This window comes from Bacillus sp. AFS002410 (assembly GCF_002556365.1).
Lineage (GTDB): Bacteria > Bacillota > Bacilli > Bacillales > Bacillaceae_G > Gottfriedia.
Genome location: NZ_NUEU01000082.1, coordinates 171,839 through 190,263 on the forward strand (window position 1 = coordinate 171,839; position 18,425 = coordinate 190,263).

17 protein-coding genes are annotated in these 18,425 nt (G+C 33.2%); 15 read left to right on the top strand and 2 right to left on the bottom strand.

Annotated elements, in window-relative coordinates:
* The first annotated feature begins 1 nt into the window (after position 1).
* The 15 genes from dapB (at position 2) to CN692_RS21010 (ending at position 14,704) form a co-directional block, all read left to right on the top strand.
* Entirely contained in the window at positions 2-805 is an 804-nt protein-coding gene (gene dapB, locus CN692_RS20940) for a 4-hydroxy-tetrahydrodipicolinate reductase (protein WP_098121056.1), read from the top strand.
* A 171-nt stretch (positions 806-976) separates the two neighbouring features.
* Complete coding sequence (bshB1, locus tag CN692_RS20945; RefSeq protein WP_142317560.1) at positions 977-1,678, top strand: bacillithiol biosynthesis deacetylase BshB1; 702 nt, start codon at positions 977-979, stop codon at positions 1,676-1,678.
* A gap of 30 nt (positions 1,679-1,708) precedes the next feature.
* The gene (bshA, locus tag CN692_RS20950; protein ID WP_098121057.1) at positions 1,709-2,839 is read left to right on the top strand and encodes an N-acetyl-alpha-D-glucosaminyl L-malate synthase BshA; all 1,131 of its coding nucleotides are present in this window, start codon (positions 1,709-1,711) and stop codon (positions 2,837-2,839) included.
* Between the two features lies 1 nt (position 2,840).
* Positions 2,841-4,034 carry a CCA tRNA nucleotidyltransferase gene (locus tag CN692_RS20955; protein ID WP_098121058.1) on the top strand — a complete coding sequence of 398 codons (1,194 nt, stop codon included), beginning with the start codon at positions 2,841-2,843 and terminating at the stop codon, positions 4,032-4,034.
* Entirely contained in the window at positions 4,019-5,002 is a 984-nt protein-coding gene (locus CN692_RS20960) for a biotin--[acetyl-CoA-carboxylase] ligase (protein WP_098121059.1), read from the top strand. Before CN692_RS20955 ends, CN692_RS20960 begins: the two co-directional genes overlap by 16 nt.
* 392 nt (positions 5,003-5,394) lie before the next feature.
* The gene (panB, locus tag CN692_RS20965) at positions 5,395-6,237 is read left to right on the top strand and encodes a 3-methyl-2-oxobutanoate hydroxymethyltransferase (RefSeq protein WP_098121060.1); all 843 of its coding nucleotides are present in this window, start codon (positions 5,395-5,397) and stop codon (positions 6,235-6,237) included.
* The gene (gene panC, locus CN692_RS20970; protein WP_098121061.1) at positions 6,234-7,079 is read left to right on the top strand and encodes a pantoate--beta-alanine ligase; all 846 of its coding nucleotides are present in this window, start codon (positions 6,234-6,236) and stop codon (positions 7,077-7,079) included. The genes panB and panC overlap by 4 nt, the downstream gene beginning before the upstream one ends.
* Before the next feature lie 24 nt (positions 7,080-7,103).
* Positions 7,104-7,487, top strand: coding sequence for an aspartate 1-decarboxylase (gene panD, locus CN692_RS20975; protein ID WP_098121062.1), 384 nt, complete (start codon positions 7,104-7,106; stop codon positions 7,485-7,487).
* Between the two features lie 267 nt (positions 7,488-7,754).
* Positions 7,755-10,541 carry an ATP-dependent DNA helicase DinG gene (dinG, locus tag CN692_RS20980; RefSeq protein ID WP_098121063.1) on the top strand — a complete coding sequence of 929 codons (2,787 nt, stop codon included), beginning with the start codon at positions 7,755-7,757 and terminating at the stop codon, positions 10,539-10,541.
* Between the two features lie 106 nt (positions 10,542-10,647).
* Positions 10,648-10,818, top strand: a complete 171-nt coding sequence (locus tag CN692_RS20985; protein WP_098121064.1) for a YpmA family protein — start codon at positions 10,648-10,650, stop codon at positions 10,816-10,818.
* Positions 10,819-10,829: 11 nt separating this feature from the next.
* Positions 10,830-11,294, top strand: coding sequence for a cell wall elongation regulator TseB-like domain-containing protein (locus CN692_RS20990; RefSeq protein ID WP_098121065.1), 465 nt, complete (start codon positions 10,830-10,832; stop codon positions 11,292-11,294).
* Positions 11,295-11,309: 15 nt separating this feature from the next.
* A complete protein-coding gene (locus CN692_RS20995) occupies positions 11,310-12,497 on the top strand; it encodes a pyridoxal phosphate-dependent aminotransferase (protein ID WP_098121066.1) in 1,188 nt (395 codons plus the stop codon).
* A gap of 276 nt (positions 12,498-12,773) precedes the next feature.
* Positions 12,774-13,505, top strand: a complete 732-nt coding sequence (locus tag CN692_RS21000) for a DnaD domain-containing protein (protein ID WP_098121067.1) — start codon at positions 12,774-12,776, stop codon at positions 13,503-13,505.
* Positions 13,506-13,551: 46 nt separating this feature from the next.
* On the top strand, positions 13,552-14,214 hold the full coding sequence (nth, locus tag CN692_RS21005; protein ID WP_098121068.1) for an endonuclease III: 663 nt from the start codon (positions 13,552-13,554) through the stop codon (positions 14,212-14,214).
* Complete coding sequence (locus CN692_RS21010) at positions 14,204-14,704, top strand: YpoC family protein (RefSeq protein WP_098121069.1); 501 nt, start codon at positions 14,204-14,206, stop codon at positions 14,702-14,704. The genes nth and CN692_RS21010 overlap by 11 nt, the downstream gene beginning before the upstream one ends.
* A gap of 203 nt (positions 14,705-14,907) precedes the next feature.
* Here CN692_RS21010 and CN692_RS21015 read toward each other — a convergent pair whose 3' ends face one another.
* Both CN692_RS21015 and recU read right to left on the bottom strand, forming a co-directional pair.
* Entirely contained in the window at positions 14,908-17,718 is a 2,811-nt protein-coding gene (locus tag CN692_RS21015; protein ID WP_098121070.1) for a PBP1A family penicillin-binding protein, read from the bottom strand.
* Between the two features lie 41 nt (positions 17,719-17,759).
* On the bottom strand, positions 17,760-18,371 hold the full coding sequence (gene recU / locus CN692_RS21020) for a Holliday junction resolvase RecU (protein ID WP_098121071.1): 612 nt from the start codon (positions 18,369-18,371) through the stop codon (positions 17,760-17,762).
* Between the last annotated feature and the right edge of the window lie 54 nt (positions 18,372-18,425).

Here is an 18,425-nt window from a genome sequence, read left to right on the forward strand (position 1 = left end):
AATGGAGAAATTAATTAGAGTGGTATTAGCTGGACCGAGAGGGAAAATGGGAACTGAAGCATTACAATTAATTGATCGAACTGAGCATTTTCACCTGGTTGCAGCAGTTGATTATAAATTAGGTGGAGAACAAATTCAAAAGATTAACCCAGGGTTTAAAGGTGAAGCTAAAATATATGAAACCTTAGAGGAATGTATCGAAAATGAAAGTTTTGATGTACTTGTCGATTTAACTACACCTGAAATCGGTAAAAAGCATGCATTTTTAGCTTTGAAAAATGGAATTCGACCTGTAATCGGTACAACTGGATTTACAAAAGAAGAACTAGAAGATTTAAAAGAATTAGCTTCTAATAAAGAGCTAGGTTGTATTATCGCGCCTAATTTTGCGATTGGTGCAATCTTAATGATGAAGTTTTCAGCAATGGCAGCTAAATATTTCAAAGATATCGAAATTATTGAGCTACATCATGACCAAAAATTAGATGCTCCTTCAGGTACAGCTTTAAAAACAGTTCAAATGATTGAAGAAGTTCGAGAGGCTAAAGTACAAGGCCATCCTAATGAAGTTGAAACAGAGACTGGCGCTAGAGGTGCCGAAATGAATGGTATGAGAGTACATAGTGTTAGATTGCCTGGTCTTGTTGCACATCAACAAGTATTATTTGGTGGCGATGGCCAACTATTAACAATCCGTCATGATTCAATGAATCGAGCTTCCTTTATGTCTGGAGTAAAGGTAGCGGTTGAAGAGGTAATGAAACTTTCAGAACTAGTATACGGCTTAGAAAATATCATGGACTAAAGAGATGATAGTGGCAACGGGACTTTCGTAAAATGAATAAACAATCACATGAACTCGAATGTAAATTGTATTTATTATTTATGTGAAATATTCATGTCCCGGTTGCTACGCATATTCAAACTGCTAAGGCAGTCATAAAATTTTTAGTTAGTTTGAAAGAGAGTGAGAAATGTGGAATATTTTGATGTACTAGCATTTGGAGCACATCCCGACGATGTTGAGATCGGAATGGCAGGTACGATTGCTAAATTTACTAAACTAGGGTATAAGGTTGCTATTTGTGATTTAACAGAGGCGGAGCTTTCATCAAATGGTGATACGTTCATTAGAAGGAAAGAAGCTGAAGCAGCCGACAAAATTTTAGGAGTTTCAAAGCGTTTTAATTTATCATTGCCTGACCGTGGGCTATACTTGTCAGAAGAGGCAATAAAACAAGTAGTTGCATTAATACGAATGACAAAACCTAGTATTGTATTTTCTCCATATGAAGTGGATCGACATCCTGATCATGGAAATTGTACAAAAATTATCGAAGAAGCGGTTTTTTCTTCAGGCATTAGAAAATTTAATGTAAATACGAATCATGATGCTCATAAGGTTAAACACGTTTTCCAATATATGATCAATGGTTTCCATCGTCCGAATTTCATTGTTGATGTTTCCGAAACAATTGAAATAAAAAAAGCAGCACTTGAAGCGTATGAAAGTCAATTTACGCAAGGTCCAGATGGTGTAGTAACACCACTAACAAACGACTATGTAAATAGTGTTATTGCAAGAGAAAAAATTTTTGGTAAAGAAGTAGGCATTCCATATGGAGAAGGTTTTCTAAGTAAGAAACCAATTCTATTAAATGCAGATTGGTTAGTTTAAAAAGAAATGAAGAAGTTTAGGAGAGATAAAATGAAGTTAAAAATTGGGATCACATGTTATCCTACTGTAGGTGGTTCTGGCGTCATCGCGACTGAGCTAGGTAAGTTATTAGCAGAACTAGGACATGAAATTCATTTTATTTCATCAAGTATGCCGTTTCGTTTAAATAAAGTGTATCCTAATATTTATTATCATGCAGTTGAAGTAAATCAATATTCAGTTTTTCAATACCCACCATATGATTTAGCTTTGGCGAGTAAAATGGCTGAAGTTGCAAACCGTGAAAAATTAGATATTTTACATGTACATTACGCGATTCCGCATGCAATATGTGCTGTTCTAGCAAAACAAATGATTCATCATGATATTAAAATTGTAACGACATTACATGGTACTGACATAACCGTTCTAGGCTATGACTCCTCTTTAACAGAGTTAATTAAATTTGGTATTGAAAAATCCGATGTCGTAACAGCTGTATCGAATGATTTAATAAGTCAAACAAAGGAATTAGTGAATCCTGATAAAGAAATACAAACAGTATATAATTTTATTGATGAAAGAGTGTACTATAAAAGAAATTGTCGAGCTTTAAAAGCTGAATACGGAATTCAAGAACATGAGAAAGTAATCATACATATATCTAATTTCCGACAAGTAAAACGAACAAAAGATGTTGTTGATGTATTTAACAAAGTTCGAAAAGAAATTCCTTCCAAGTTACTATTAGTAGGTGACGGTCCAGAAATATCTAGCTTATGTAAATTAGTTAGAGAGCTTGGCATTGAAAAGGATGTTTTATTCCTAGGTAAACAAGAAAATGTTGAAGAATTGCTTTCAATGAGTGACATAAAACTTCTCCTTTCATCAAAAGAAAGCTTTGGTTTAGTATTATTAGAGGCTATGGCTTGTGGTGTACCATGTATCGGAACTCGAGTTGGTGGAATACCCGAAGTAATTGAACACGGTGAAAACGGTTATATTTGTGAACTTGGAGATATTGATCAAATCGCATATTATACACTTAATTTATTACAAGATGAAAAGTTATATAAACAAATTTCAAAACGCGCAGTTGAAATTGTGAAAGAAAGATTTCACTCAAATCAAATCGTATCACAATATTTATCTATTTATAATGAGCTAGTAGGAATGATTTAATATGGAACTATTCGAAAAAGCAAAGCCAATATTAGAGAAACTAATAAAAAATGGTTTTGAAGCTTATTTTGTCGGGGGTTGTGTAAGAGATAAAATAATTCAAAGAAATATAGGGGATATTGATATCGCTACTTCTGCCTTACCAGAAGAAGTTATGTCCATATTTCCAAAAACTGTTCCGACAGGGCTACAGCATGGGACGGTTTTAGTGATTCATAATGGTGAACAATATGAGATTACAACATTCAGAACTGAATCTACTTATCATGATTATCGAAGACCTTCTGAAGTGACATTTGTAAAATCGATTGAAGAAGATTTAAAACGAAGAGATTTTACAATGAATGCAATCGCGATGACATCGAATAACGACATAATCGATCCTTTCAATGGTGCAAATGATATAAACGATGGCTTAATACGTTGTGTCGGGGATGCTAAAGAAAGATTCCAAGAAGATGCTCTTCGAATGTTAAGAGGCATTCGTTTTGTAAGTCAATTAGATTTTCATTTAAATGATGAAACGTTTAATGCTATTCATTCAAATAAAGAATTAATTGAAAATATTGCAATTGAAAGAATTTCAGTTGAAATAGAAAAAATGTTGCTAGGAAAGTCACCTAAAAAAGCAATCGAACTTTTAATAAAAACTAAGTTATTAAATCATCTTCCAAGTTTTCAATATTGCACTACTCAATTTTTAGAACTATTAGAACTTCCAATCCAATCTTTAAAAGATGTCGAAGAATTTTGGGCTTTAATTTTATATAAATGCAATTTTGAAAATCCTGAAAAGATTTTACGAAGTTGGAAGATGTCCAATGGTCGAATTAAACAAATATTAAACATTTATGATCTGCTAATTGAAACGAAAATTGAATGGAGCAATACAAAGTTATATCAAGTTGGATTAACGGATGCAATAAAATATGAGCGTTTACAATTAGTTTTAGACCACTTGAATGCAAATGAACTAGATGACAAACATTTAAAGAATCTATATAATAAATTACCGATTTATTCAAAGTCCGATTTGAGCTTTACAGGTAATGATTTATTAGAATGGTCACAAATAAAAGGCGGACCGTGGTTGAAAGAAGTAATAAGCGAAATAGAATATCTTATTGTTGAGAATCAGCTTGAGAATAACCAACTTGCTGTTAAGGAGTGGTTTGGAAATTGGCTTCAAAAGTAAAAGAAAGAATTTTACAGTTATTTACAGAAAATAGTAATGAATATTTATCAGGACAGTTTTTGAGTGATGAATTAGGAATTTCACGTACTGCAATATGGAAATACATGAAAGAGCTACAGGAAGAGGGAATAGAAGTCGAAGCGGTAAGGAAGGTCGGTTATAAGATAACAGGAAAATCAGATCGATTGACTTCAACTGATATTCAACTTGGTTTAGAAACGAAAAAGTTTGGACGAAACGTAGTCTATCATGAAGAAACAAATTCTACTCAAACGATCGCAAACGAATTGGTTTTAAATGATGCACCAGAAGGTACGATTGTTTTAGCTGAACGTCAATTATTAGGTCGTGGAAGATTGCAGCGAAACTGGTTAACTTCAGATGGAAAAGCAATTGCTATGAGTGTTATTTTAAGGCCAGCTATTTCACCAAGGGTAGCACCGCAATTAACATTATTAACTGCTGTCGTTATTGCCTCAGCAATTGAAAAAGTGACTGGGTTACATCCTAATATAAAATGGCCAAATGATATTCTAATTAATAATAAAAAGGTTTGTGGGATCTTAACCGAAATGCAAGGGGATGCTGATTGCATTAAAAGTGTCGTGATCGGTATAGGGATCAATGTCAATCAAGTTGAAGAAGATTACCCTTTAGAACTATCGGATATCGCAACATCCTTACGCATTGAAAAAGGACAAACCTATATGCGAGCAAATTTAATTCAAGTCATTTTATCTGAATTTGAGAAGTTCTATGAAATATTTTTGGAAAAAGGATTTAAACCGATTAAACTTTTATGGGAAAGCTATGCGATTTCACTAGGGAAACAAATCAAAGCAACTACTTTAAATGAGGAAATCGTCGGTAAAGCCATTGGTATTACGGATGAAGGTCAATTACTAATTGAAGATCATTTAGGAAATGTTCATACAATTTATTCAGCAGATATATCAATTAATAAATAATTGATAAAATTTAACAATGTTTATACAACTCTCTTTCGCCCTAGGAAGAGAGTTATTTGTATACAAAAATTTGTCCCAATTTTATTTGTAAATAATACCAAGTTTTTTCTTTACTAAATTGGTATTCTTACTATAAACTGTATGGGGAGGGTCATGGTTATTTCTTTTGACTCTTCATGGGTGGTATCTGAATAGGGTCAAACAAACTTTAGTATCCTAAGAAGAACTACACCAAGCCTTAAAAAATCTAATTTAAAAATGTGTTCTGCCTTGATCCTATAAGGACTGGGACAGAGGAATGAGCTGGTTTACAATTTTCCTTTGTTCTCTTTTTGAGCAAAGGTTTTTTATTGTAGCCCCCATTTCCTCTTCATTTAAAAGGAGGAAAAAAGATGAAAACAACAAAAGATTTTTTGAAAATGAAAGAGAATAATGAACCAATCGTGATGATTACAGCTTACGATTATCCTTCAGCATTGTTATCTGAGGCAAGCGAAGTAGATATGATCTTAGTCGGTGACTCACTTGGAAATGTTGTCCTTGGGTATGATTCGACAATAAAAGTGACTGTTAATGACATGATTCATCATTCAAAAGCTGTTAAAAGAGGGGCGAAAAATACATTTATCGTTACTGATATGCCGTTCATGTCATACCACTTCTCAAAAGAAGAGGCCTTGCGCAGTGCTTGTCGCATAATGCAAGAAGGAGATGCACACGCTGTAAAGCTTGAAGGTGCAGATGATAATGTATTAGAAGTAATCAAAGCTTTAACGATCGCAGGTGTACCAGTTGTAGCTCACTTAGGATTAACTCCTCAATCAGTTGGTGTACTAGGAGGGTACAAAGTTCAAGCTCGTGATTCCGAAAGTGCGATGAAATTATTTAATGACGCAAAGAAATGTGAAGAAGCAGGAGCATTTGCAATCGTACTTGAATGTGTTCCTAAGCAAATTGCAAAGGATATCACTAAGGACCTTTCAATCCCGACAATAGGAATTGGAGCTGGCGTTGATACTGATGGCCAAGTACTTGTTTATCATGATTTAATAACATATGGTGTCGGTCGCGTGGCGAAATTTGTAAAACAATATGCAAATGTATCTGAGACAATTGAAAATGCAATTGCATCTTATGTACAAGAAGTTAAATCTAGACAATTTCCAGATACGAAACATTCGTTTACAATGAAAGAAGAACAGTTAAAGGCATTATACGGGGGAAGTTCGCAATGAAAGTGTTTAACACAATAAAAGATTTAAGAAATGAACTTAAAAGTCTCAGAAAAGGTGAAAAATCGATTGGATTTGTACCGACAATGGGATTTTTACATGAGGGCCATGTTTCATTATTAGAAGAAGCTAGAAAAAATAATGATATCGTTGTTTTGAGTATTTTTGTTAATCCTACTCAATTTGGTCCAAATGAAGATTTTGATCGATACCCGAGAGACTTTGAACGAGATGAAAAAATTGCACTAAATGCTGGAGTAGATTGCCTCTTTTATCCAACAGTTGAAGAAATGTATCCAAATGATTTAAAATCAACATTGAAAGTTACAAAGCGAGTAGATGTTCTTTGTGGTGAAAAAAGGCCTGGACATTTTGATGGCGTTGCATTAGTTGTATCAAAATTATTGAATATTGTGCAACCAGACCAAGCTTATTTTGGATTAAAAGATGCTCAACAGGTCGCTGTAATTGAGGGACTAGTTGAAGATTTTAATATACCTGTTAAAATTAATCCTGTTCCAACTATTAGGGAAGAAGATGGATTAGCTAAAAGTTCAAGAAATGTATATTTATCAGAAAATGAAAGAAAAGAAGCACCATCTTTATATAAAAGTCTACAAAAAGCAGTTGAGGATATAAATAATGGGAAATTAGATCCTGAACAACTGAAACAAAGTATTATTACTACAATACAAAAAGAAACATCTGGAGAAGTAGATTATGTAAGTATTTATTCTTATCCAGAATTAGAAACGATAAATAAAATAAATGGAAAAATTATTATTGCATTAGCAGTGAAGTTTACAAATGCTCGTCTAATCGATAATATTATTGTTTCTATTTAGCTAGAACAACTAGGGGGAAATGACATGATTCGCACGATGATGAGAGCAAAGCTTCATAGAGCAACTGTAACAGAAGCAAATTTAAATTATGTTGGTAGTATTACGATTGACCAAGATTTAATGGATGCTGTCGATATACTTGAAAATGAAAAAGTACAAATTGTAAATAATAATAACGGTGCTCGTCTTGAGACATACGTAATTCCAGGGAGACGTGGAAGTGGTATAATTTGCCTTAACGGAGCTGCGGCACGATTAGTCCAAGAGGGCGATAAAGTAATCATTATTGCTTATGGTCAAGTTGAAGAGGAGAAGCTTGCTCAACATGAACCAAAAATTGCATTTTTAAATGATACAAATGAGATTGTCGAAATGATTGGTAAAGAAATCGCTGGGACAATTAAGTAATAAAAAAACGGGGCCTTTCGACTAGATTTTTTAGGCTTTAGTAAAGCTTGAAGATGAACATAGTTTACAAAAACGTTTAGTCTGGAATCCCCTTCTTTAGGGTGTGTAGACGAAAGTCTAAAAAAATTGATTTCCAGACTGATTGAAAGCAAGCGTCTGGCAGGCAGTTTTAGAATCCCCTTCTTTAGGGGATTTTTTTGTTATTTGTATTGTTTAATCCATTTTATACAAAATAATCATATACAGAGAACTTGGAGGTGGCAACATATGAATAAGTTTGTGGTCGTTGACCTAGAAACAACTGGAAATAATAATAGAGGTCAAGATCGAATTATTCAAATTGCAGCCTTTTTATTAGAAAGTGGAGAAGTTATAGAACAATTTTCGAGTTTTATTAAACCAAATATGGCCATCCCAGCATTTATTTCAGAATTAACGGGGATATCTGATGAAATGGTTCAACATGCACCTCAATTTGAGCAAATCGCTGATGAACTATATCCAATGTTTCAAGATGCCTATTTCGTTGCCCACAATGTTCATTTTGACTTAACTTTTTTACAAAAAGAATTCGAGCGAATTGGATTACCAAAAATTTCACCATTAGCTCTAGACACAGTAGAGTTAACGAGAATTTTGTTTCCTACATTAACTAGTTATAAATTATCTGATTTAGCGAAAGTATTTAATATTCAACACGAAAATCCTCATCAAGCCGATAGTGATGCTGAGGTTACAGCTGAATTATTAACCATTTTATTAAAAAAACTAGAAAGCTTACCTTATGCTTCTCTAAAAATTTTAGAAAAACTTAGTAATAGCTTTAAAAGTGACATTACATACTATATATCCGATCTACTTCAAAGAAAATCTGAAGCAATTTCAAAAGAAGCGAGTCAGTTTGAAGAATTTAGAAGAATTGCGATTAAAAAAAGAAACTTTAGTTTGCCACAAGAGGAAGAAGATTTCGTAGATTTTGATGAACATCTTAAACGAGAGCTTGCCGATCAAATGGCTGTGGAAATCCCCAATTTTACGAAAAGAAAAGAACAATATGATTATATGCATGATCTATTCAATGCTTTTCAACATAAAAATATCATCCTGGCTGAAGCTGGCACAGGTGTAGGTAAGACACTAGGGTATTTAATTCCATCAGCATTTTTTTCAAAACAAAATGGAAAACAAGTTGTAATCAGCACTAGTACAATTGCATTACAGAAACAGCTATTGAAAAAACATGTAAAAACTCTTGGAAAAATCATACCATTTCAGTTGAAAATTGCATCGATTCAAAGTAAAAGAAATTATCTATGTCTCCAAAAATTTGAATATGTTGTTGGAGAACAATTTGATGATAATTACGATAGCATTTTATCAAAAGCAATGATCACAGTATGGTTAACAGAAACTGAACATGGGGAATTAGATGAATTATCACTTCCATCAGGAGGCCTGCATTTATGGGACCGGGTATGTTGTAATGATGAAAGTGAAAATAAAAGAGCAAATCCATGGTTTCATAAATGTTTTTATCAAAGGGCAAAAAATCAACTAATGTTAGCCGATTTAATTATTACGAATCACGCTTATTTATTGTCGACATTAAAAAATAAAGACCATTTAATTAATTCAGTTAAAACATTTGTTATTGATGAAGCACATGCTCTTGAAGAGACCGCTTCAAAAACCTTTGGTACCACGTTTTCTTGTTTAAAATATTATCAATATTTGAGTCGATTAAGTACAACTGATAGTAATGAGATTGTTCACCGTTTATACAAAATAGATGAAGGTATATCTAATAGGGAAACATGGTGGAAAAAAGTTGATCATTTAGTAAAAGAAATTAAGTATGAATCAGATGAGCTTTTTAGATTATTACGAGATTTTATTTTAACGAAACAAAATGAACTCGATAAAGAAAATATCAGACAATCGATCACACTTAGCAAAAAGAATACATCAAGCCAAAATTGGAAGGTTATTCAAGAATGTGCTAATCGATTAATTCATGCAAATAATACTTTGTTTACGGGTTGTGAGCAGTATTTAGAGCTAATTGATGCGACGAATGGTTCGGCATATCATCGTTCAATCATTTCGGAATTCAAAATGATTTTTGAACAATTAAGAGGCATGAAAAACGGTCTTTATGAAATATTGTTCGATCAAAATGAACAGTATATATGCTGGATGGAAACTGAAGCAAAAGGTTCATTTCACACAACAATGCTTTATAGTGAGAAAGTAGATAATGCTGATTTAATAAAACAATTTTTAATTGAAGGAAGAGAATCAATAGTTCTCACTTCTGCTACGATGTCGATTGATGAATCATTCGCATTTATAAAGTCATCATTAGGAATTGAAAAAAACAATGTAATCGAAAAAATTTATCCAGTTCCAAATGATTTTGCACAAGGAATGAAAGTCTATATTCCAAATGATTTAATGGGAATAAAAGAGATTTCACAAGAAGATTATGCATTGCAAACATCAAATACTATTCGTAAAATTGTTAATCAAGTAAAAGGAAGAACATTAGTTTTATTTACAGCCTTTGATTTATTAAAACAAACATATGATCATTTAATGCATGATTTAGAATATTTGAATTCGTCCGTTTTAGCTCAAGGTTTCTCTCCTGGAGGAAAACAAAAGTTAATAAAACAGTTTTTACAATCTAAACAAACAATTTTGTTGGGGACAAATACTTTTTGGGAAGGAATTGACCTACCTAATGAAGAATTAGATTGTTTAATCATTGTACGATTACCGTTTACAAACCCTGAAAAGCCTATGTTTATTGCTAAATCAAATTTACTAAAAAAATCTGGAGAAAACTCTTTCTCAAGTTTAGCTTTACCGTTAGCGGTATTTAAGTTTAGACAAGGTTATGGCCGTCTAATTCGAAATGAAAAAGATCAAGGTTCATTATTTGTTTTAGATAATCGAATAATAAATACAAATTACGGATCTGAATTTTTAAAGTTAATACCAAATAACAAAATAAGAATTAATACAATCGATGAATTATTAAAAGATTTTTAAAAGTTTTCAACATTTAGCATGAGAATAATAGGGGATTCGGGCTAGACGTATGGTATAATGACATAAATTGTAATGTATTTCATAATACATTTTTAGGAGGAGCAACATGAATTCAAATATTGAAGTATTATCAACAACTAAAATCGAATACACGAAGGATTTATACAAAATTGTTGATAGTTTAAATCGTACTTTAAAAGAAAAAGATCTTATGTTTGGACTAGCATTAGATAAAGAAAATCAAGAATATGCAGTATTTACAATTTATAGAACATAAATGAGGTATATATGAAAAAATGGTTAGTCATCCTTGGATTAAGCATCATTTTACTATCATTATTTTTAGTTTCTACATATCAATCAGCGACCTCTAAGGTAAACGATGATAAAAAAAATGCCGAAGAGCTTGTGGTAAAACAAGGATATTTAAAAACTGTGCAACATTCCGATTATTACCACGGAAAAGAACAGGCGATTGTTGTGAGCGGCAAAGACAATGCAAATAATGAAATGATAGCTTGGATACAGGATGGAAATGTTATTACACGAAAGAAAAGTGAAGGATTGACCCAAAAACAAATCATTGACAAAGTGGTCAATGAGAGAAGCCCAAAAAAAATACATAAAGTAAAGTTAGGAATAGAGAACAAAATACCACTTTGGGAAGTAGTATATATAGACCAAAACGGCCGATATAATTTTTATTACGCTGCTTTCGAAAATGGAGAGCTTTTAAAACGTTATAGTATTTAGGGGGAACGTAAGAAGATGAAACTAGCAAAAAGAGTAAGTGCACTAACACCATCTACAACATTAGCTATTACAGCAAAAGCAAAAGAGATGAAAGACCAAGGAATTGATGTAATCGGTTTAGGTGCAGGTGAACCTGATTTTAATACACCTATTGAAATTATTGAAGAAGCTTATTCAGCAATGCTTAAGGGTCAAACAAAATATACTCCTTCAAACGGCTTACCGGCTTTAAGAAAAGCAATTTGTGATAAATTATTAAATGATCAAGGATTAACCTATTCTCCTGGAGAAGTTGTCGTTACAAATGGTGCTAAACACGCACTTTACACACTTTTCCAAGCGATTTTAGATCCTGGACATGAAGTAATTATTCCGACTCCATACTGGGTAAGTTATCCTGAGCAAGTAATATTAGCAGAGGGTGTGCCAGTATTTATTGAAGGATACGAGCACCAACAATTTAAAGTAACACCTGAACAAATTGAAGCTGCAATTACTGAAAAAACAAAAGCGATCATTATAAATTCACCAAGTAATCCTACTGGTATGATTTATTCTGAGCAAGAGTTAAAAGCAATTGGAGATATTTGTTTAAAACATGATATTTTAATCGTTTCCGATGAGATCTATGAAAAATTAGTATATGATGGTGTAAAGCATGTTTCAATTGCTTCATTAAGCCCTGAACTTAAAGAGCAAACGATCATTATCAATGGTGTATCAAAATCCCACTCAATGACGGGATGGAGAATTGGGTATGCTGTAGGTAATAAAGAAATAATCGACGCAATGACAAATCTAGCTAGTCACTCAACTTCAAATCCTACTACCATGGCACAAATCGCAACGATTAAAGCATATGAATTAGGTGATGGACCAGTTGAAGAAATGAGAGTAGCATTTGAAGATCGTTTAAATAAAACTTTTGAACGCTTAGTTTCAATACCTGGATTTAGCTGCGTTAAACCTAGCGGTGCATTTTATTTATTCCCAAATGTGACTGAAGCTGCTAAAATGGCTGGTTATCAGAATGTAGATGAGTTCTCAACAGAGTTACTTCAAAAAGCTAATGTTGCTGTAATTCCTGGTTCTGGATTCGGTTCACCTGATAATATTCGCTTATCATATGCAACATCACAAGAGCAGTTGGATAAAGCATTAGATCGAATTGAGCAGTTTATGAAAGCAAGTATCCCAAGCTAAACTTTAAATTGTTCGACGATAAATCCATTTTGACTAAACAACTGATCGGTGAAAATGATTATGTTGTGAAGAACATGGACTCTGCTATAAATAAGTGTTGAAAGTGTAATGCATTTACACAATTTATAAACAGACTATCCATAATTAATTAATTTATTAGATGGTTTTTAAATTAATAAATAGTTATACTAAAATAGAGGTGTGATAAGCACGCCTCTATTTATTTTTATTTGGTAAGCTTCTTTTACTGTTTATTTCATGTAATCATGCTATACTATGCTAGAGGTGTTCGAAGTGAATAATAATAGCATTTTAAACTGGATACAACTTGGAAATATAAGTATTCCAAATATACTTCTTAGTAGTTATTCTTCTTTTGGCATTAGTGAAGAAGAACTTGTCATGATTCTACAGCTTTACTCATTTCAGCAGCAGGGTCATACGTTTCCAACACCTACTCAATTAGCACAGATTATGTCAATAAATGAACAAAAATGTATGGAAGTTATACGCGAACTTCTTAAAAAAGGTCTATTAGAAATAACCGAAGAAATTGACGATCACAATTTACGATGTGAAGCATATTCACTTGCACCATTATGGTTAAAGTTAATTAACCATAATGAGAAGAACGATCAACAACCAACAGAAGCGCCTACCTTCCCTTCAATTATTGAACAAGCTGAGGAATCAATTTATTCAGTGTTCGAAAAAGAATTTGGTAGACTTTTATCTCCGTTTGAAATTGAAACGTTAACAATGTGGATGGACCAAGATGATCATAATGAAAAATTAATAAAAACCGCATTAAAAGAAGCTGTTATTAGTGGAAAGTTAAATTTTCGTTATATAGATCGTATTTTATTTGAGTGGAAGAAAAATGGAATAAAACAAGTAGAACAAGCAATTAACTATAGCAAGCATTTTAGAAAAAAAGAAACAAGAGAACCACAAAACGAAACAAAGTATACAGGATCAATTCCTTTTTATAATTGGCTTGAAAAGTAAAGCGAGGACTTGTTCCTCGCTTTTGTTTAGTAAGGAGTGTTTTGAAATGATAAATAAACAACAAATAGGTGAAGCTCTTAAAATAATAGGTGATATGTTCCCTGATGCACATTGTGAATTAAATCATAAAAATCCTTTTGAATTAGTAGTAGCGGTAGCTTTATCTGCGCAATGTACTGATGTTTTAGTAAATAAAGTGACAAAAAATCTTTTTGAAAAGTATAAAGAACCCGAGGACTATTTAAAAGTTCCATTAGAAGAACTTCAAAACGACATTCGTTCAATAGGTCTTTTCAGAAATAAAGCAAAAAATATTCAGAAATTAAGTGAAATGATTATTAATGATTTTAATGGAGAAGTGCCACGTACAAGAGAAGAACTAGTGAAATTGCCTGGTGTCGGTAGAAAGACTGCTAATGTAGTAATGTCTGTCGCATTTAATATACCAGCAATTGCTGTAGATACTCATGTAGAGAGGGTTTCTAAAAGACTAGCAATTTGTCGTTGGAAAGATTCAGTTCTTGAAGTGGAAGAAACACTAATGAAGAAAGTACCAATTGATGATTGGGGAGTAACGCATCATCGATTAATATTTTTTGGAAGATATCATTGCAAGGCGCAAAGACCGAGTTGTGAAGTGTGTCCGTTACTAGAAATGTGTAGAGAAGGAAAAAAACGGATGAAGGTGAAAAAAGAAAATGTCAAATAATATTCATAAGGATTTTAATGTTGCACCATTTTATCGTGAACATACAAATAACCAGATGATCAATGATGAAATTAGAATTAGTAATATACCATTTTTTTATGAAAGTCAGCACGTACTTGGTACGAATAGTTTTAAACCATTCGAAAGCGATGAGATTATAAAGGAAATGTTTGAAGAGTGGAAAACGGAATCTGTCTATATATCTAACTACTTTAAAGAGCGAAATCGTAAATTAGCATATGAGCCAATGGTTAGGGGATTAGCAAATTTTATTTCAATTCTTACTTGGATTAATGGTCAAATCCTATCTAACTTAAATAATATATTACTTGAGTTGGAAAAGCTTGCAGTTAAGCCGATCAATCTCAATGAGCGTATTAGTTTTGTTGTAAATCAGCCAGATCACTATCACTCATTTATACAACTATCAGGGTTGTATACGGAATTAGAAAAACTTTATTATAAGAAAAAAATCACCTCCTCAAAATGAGGAGGTTTCTTTATGCTGTTGAAAAAAGTGCTTCGCTATCAAAAATAGCCATTATTATAGTTTGTTGGTATTCCACAAAAAATTTATGAAAACAAATAAATAACTTCATCAAAATAGATTGCTTAGTAGGATCTTAAATACTGACTTTTATCTATTTTAAACTACGAAAAAACCTCCTCAAATAGAGGAGATTTCTTTTTATTTTATGCAATAATATTACGTTCCAACTTATTAAATCGATTATTAGAATATGAATCGGTATTAAATGAAGTCTGATTCGAACCTGGTTTTGATGGTTTATTTGGGTCCGGAGTTGTCGGAGGTGTTGTTGGATTTGTACTTCCATCACCATTACCACCCGTTCCAGTACCATCTCCGTTACCAGTACCAGTACCATCTCCGTTACCAGTGCCAGTACCAGAGCCATTTCCGTTACCGGTGCCAGTACCAGAGCCATCTCCGTTACCAGTGCCAGTACCAGAGCCATTTCCGTTACCAGTACCATTCCCGTTTCCGTTACCAGTACCATTCCCGTTACCATTCCCGTTACCAGTACCGTTTCCGTTACCAGTACCATTCCCGTTACCAGTACCGTTTCCGTTACCAGAGCCATCTCCGTTACCAGTACCATTTCCGTTATCCGTACCATTTCCATTGTCTGTGCCATTGCCGTTATCTGTACCATTACCATCACCGTTATTATCAGCTGGTGGGGTAGTTTCATCTTTAGTCGTTGTTAAATCGACTGTAACAGTAACTGGGGCACTCTTTGTTTGACCATTTGTTGCGATAATTGTAATTTTTACTGTTTTACCTGGTACGATTCCATTAATTGTTGCTGATGTGCCATTAATTTTTTGAGTTGCACCTTTAACACCATTTATATCATAGCTCACTTCAAAAGTTGTAGAAGCAAGTAAATCAGAAGCATATTGCCAATTTAATGAAATACTGCTTGATTTTTCGTCATATTTTGCAGTAACACTTTTAGCAGGATCTAATGTATCTGGTGTTGGTAAGTCATCCATTTTTTCTCCACGAATGTATAATTCATCTTGAACGTTCACAACTGAACTTGGTTTATGGAACTCAGAAGAACGATCACCAGTAGCGGATAACATATCTCTTGCAATGTATTTAGCAATATTTGTTGAAGTTTTACTTAAATAATGATCTTTTTGATTTTTCTCATATCCAGTCCATACTGCTACAGTAACATCTGGTGTATAACCAACAAACCAACTATCACGAGTAGCGTTTGAAGGGAAGCCATATTTATCTTTTACTTCTTGAGGGTAGTTTGTCGTACCAGTTTTACCTGCCATATCAAGGCCAGGTACGTTTGCTCTACCACCAGTACCTCCTGGAGCTTTAACAACATCACGTAGCATATCAGTAATCATATATGCAGTGTAGTCGCTCATAGCTTGTTTTGGTTCAGGAGCTAACACTTTTTCAGTTTTGTCTTGATAAATTATTTTTGTAACCGCATGTGGCTTTATGTAAACACCACCATTACCAAAGGCTGCATATGCACCAGCCATTTGCATTGCAGATACACCAGTGAATCCACCAATTGCATGAGACTCATAAAAACTATCTTTTTGGAAGTTAAATCCAAGTCCATTACCAAACTCACGAGATTTATCTAAACCAACAGCCTGCATTGTTTTCAGAGCCGGTATATTTCTTGAACCGATTAATGCTTGACGAATTGATAATTTACCTCTATATGATTTATCAGCGTTTCGGATAGGGGTCCCATCTGAATATTGATATGGTTCATCAACTAGCTGATGATTAGTAGACCATTTTAAATCTTGAATTGCAGGTCCGTAATCTAAGATTGGTTTGATCGTAGAACCAGGTTGTCTTTTAATATCTGTTGCAAAGTTTAGTCCGCCAGTTGTTGTGTTTCTACCTGCACCTACAGCTCTAATTTCACCAGTTTTAGTATCAGTTAACACAAAACCAGTTTGAAAAGCATCACTTGGATAAAATTCAGAACCACGATTAATGATTTCATCTGCTTTAGCTTGAGATTTTGGGTCAAGCGTTGTTTCGATTGTTAAACCATCGGTATTTACGTTGGCATCGCCATATTTTTCAACTTCATCGACAACTACATCAATGAATGCCTGATATTTTGTTTGCTCACTTTCATGAAGCTTAACTAATTTTTTCATCGGTATTGCCGTTGCATTCGCGTATTGCTCTTTTGTAATATAACCATATTTCTTCATTTGGCTTAAAACAACATTTCTTCTAGCTTGTGATTGAGCTGGGTGTTTTGCCGGGTTGTAGTTATTTGGACTTTGTACCATACCAGCAAGTGTAGCTGCTTCAGGTAACGTAATTTTTGATAAATCTTTACTAAAATAAGTTTCACTTGCTTTTGCTACACCGTAAACTCCTCGACCTTTTAAACCATTTGAGAAATAAACTTTATTTAAATACATTTCTAAAATTTGCTGCTTAGAATATTTTTGTTCAAGTTGGAATGCTAAGTACCATTCCTGAACTTTTCGTTTAATTGTTTTTTGTGGTGATAAGAATGAATTTTTAACAACTTGTTGTGTAATCGTACTACCACCTTGAGATCCAAATCCACCTGTAATATTTGCTAATACAGCTCCAAGTACACGGCGAATATCAACACCTTTATGCTTATAGAAGCGTACGTCCTCTGTTGCAATAAATGCATCCTCTACTACTTTAGGAATCTCGTTATATGAAACTTTTGTTCTTTGTTCAGTTCCTAATTCAGCAATTACATTCCCATCTCTATCTAAAATCTTTGAAGATAGAGGTACTTTTAATTTTGATTCATCTAGTGCAGGTGCGTCACTTACTAAATAATAAAACGCTCCAACACCTCCAAGTATACAAAGTACTGCTAATGTCAATATTGTTAAAGTAATCTTTTTCCATAAACCTTCACGTTTTTTTGGTTTTTCTGTTGGAGGCTTTTCCATCTGTTTTCGTTCTTGTCGTGAACTATACTCTTTTGCCATTTTTTTTGTTTCTCCTGCCTTTCAATCGAACTTAATGAATATTAAACTTCAAAAAGTTCATCGATACATTTTAAGTAAGGAACGATTATTGGATAACTTGATTTTAGTAATGTTCCAAACTCTTTGCATTCTTCTCTAGAAATTGACTTTCTTCCACCATTTGTTTGCCTTTTCCAAAAGGTAAGAATATCAGTTGCCTTCATAAAATAAATTTCATTATATAATGAAAATTTTAATATGACAAACGAAATTCCACCATGATTTAACACATTTTCCATATGCTCTACTTGGTGTAAATGGAAATTTTGCAAAGGAAAACTAGTCTTATTATTTGTTTCCTTGGCTTCAAAGTCAATGTATTTCCCCTTATAAACGCCATTATAGTCAGTTGTAGACGGTTGCTTAAAATAAGCCTCTCGAATAACTGCTGCGCTTCTTTTTGGATAATCTACTTTAACGATTTGTACAGGTGTTGGTTTCTTATGTATGTTTGCGATGTTATTTGCTAAATAATACGTATTAGAAGCATTTAAATCATCTTCAAGGGACATTCCACGGTTACTATAGGTATTGCTAGATTTTACTTGTGTTTCACTATTTTCTTGGCTTTTTTGAACTACATTATTTCTTCGATTTGGGTACATTATTGTCATAAAACCAACTCCACCTTAAATTACATACAACTCGTATTATAGCACTAAAACAGA

Coding starts and splice junctions, on each gene's coding strand:
- CN692_RS20955 (WP_098121058.1), top strand. CDS start 2,841: ATGGAACTATTCGAAAAAGCAAAGCCAATATTAGAGAAACTAATAAAA.
- panD (WP_098121062.1), top strand. CDS start 7,104: ATGATTCGCACGATGATGAGAGCAAAGCTTCATAGAGCAACTGTAACA.
- nth (WP_098121068.1), top strand. CDS start 13,552: ATGATAAATAAACAACAAATAGGTGAAGCTCTTAAAATAATAGGTGAT.
- recU (WP_098121071.1), bottom strand. CDS start 18,371: ATGACAATAATGTACCCAAATCGAAGAAATAATGTAGTTCAAAAAAGC.
- bshA (WP_098121057.1), top strand. CDS start 1,709: ATGAAGTTAAAAATTGGGATCACATGTTATCCTACTGTAGGTGGTTCT.
- dapB (WP_098121056.1), top strand. CDS start 2: ATGGAGAAATTAATTAGAGTGGTATTAGCTGGACCGAGAGGGAAAATG.
- CN692_RS21015 (WP_098121070.1), bottom strand. CDS start 17,718: ATGGCAAAAGAGTATAGTTCACGACAAGAACGAAAACAGATGGAAAAG.
- CN692_RS21010 (WP_098121069.1), top strand. CDS start 14,204: ATGTCAAATAATATTCATAAGGATTTTAATGTTGCACCATTTTATCGT.
- CN692_RS21000 (WP_098121067.1), top strand. CDS start 12,774: ATGCTAGAGGTGTTCGAAGTGAATAATAATAGCATTTTAAACTGGATA.
- panB (WP_098121060.1), top strand. CDS start 5,395: ATGAAAACAACAAAAGATTTTTTGAAAATGAAAGAGAATAATGAACCA.
- panC (WP_098121061.1), top strand. CDS start 6,234: ATGAAAGTGTTTAACACAATAAAAGATTTAAGAAATGAACTTAAAAGT.
- CN692_RS20995 (WP_098121066.1), top strand. CDS start 11,310: ATGAAACTAGCAAAAAGAGTAAGTGCACTAACACCATCTACAACATTA.
- dinG (WP_098121063.1), top strand. CDS start 7,755: ATGAATAAGTTTGTGGTCGTTGACCTAGAAACAACTGGAAATAATAAT.
- CN692_RS20990 (WP_098121065.1), top strand. CDS start 10,830: ATGAAAAAATGGTTAGTCATCCTTGGATTAAGCATCATTTTACTATCA.
- CN692_RS20985 (WP_098121064.1), top strand. CDS start 10,648: ATGAATTCAAATATTGAAGTATTATCAACAACTAAAATCGAATACACG.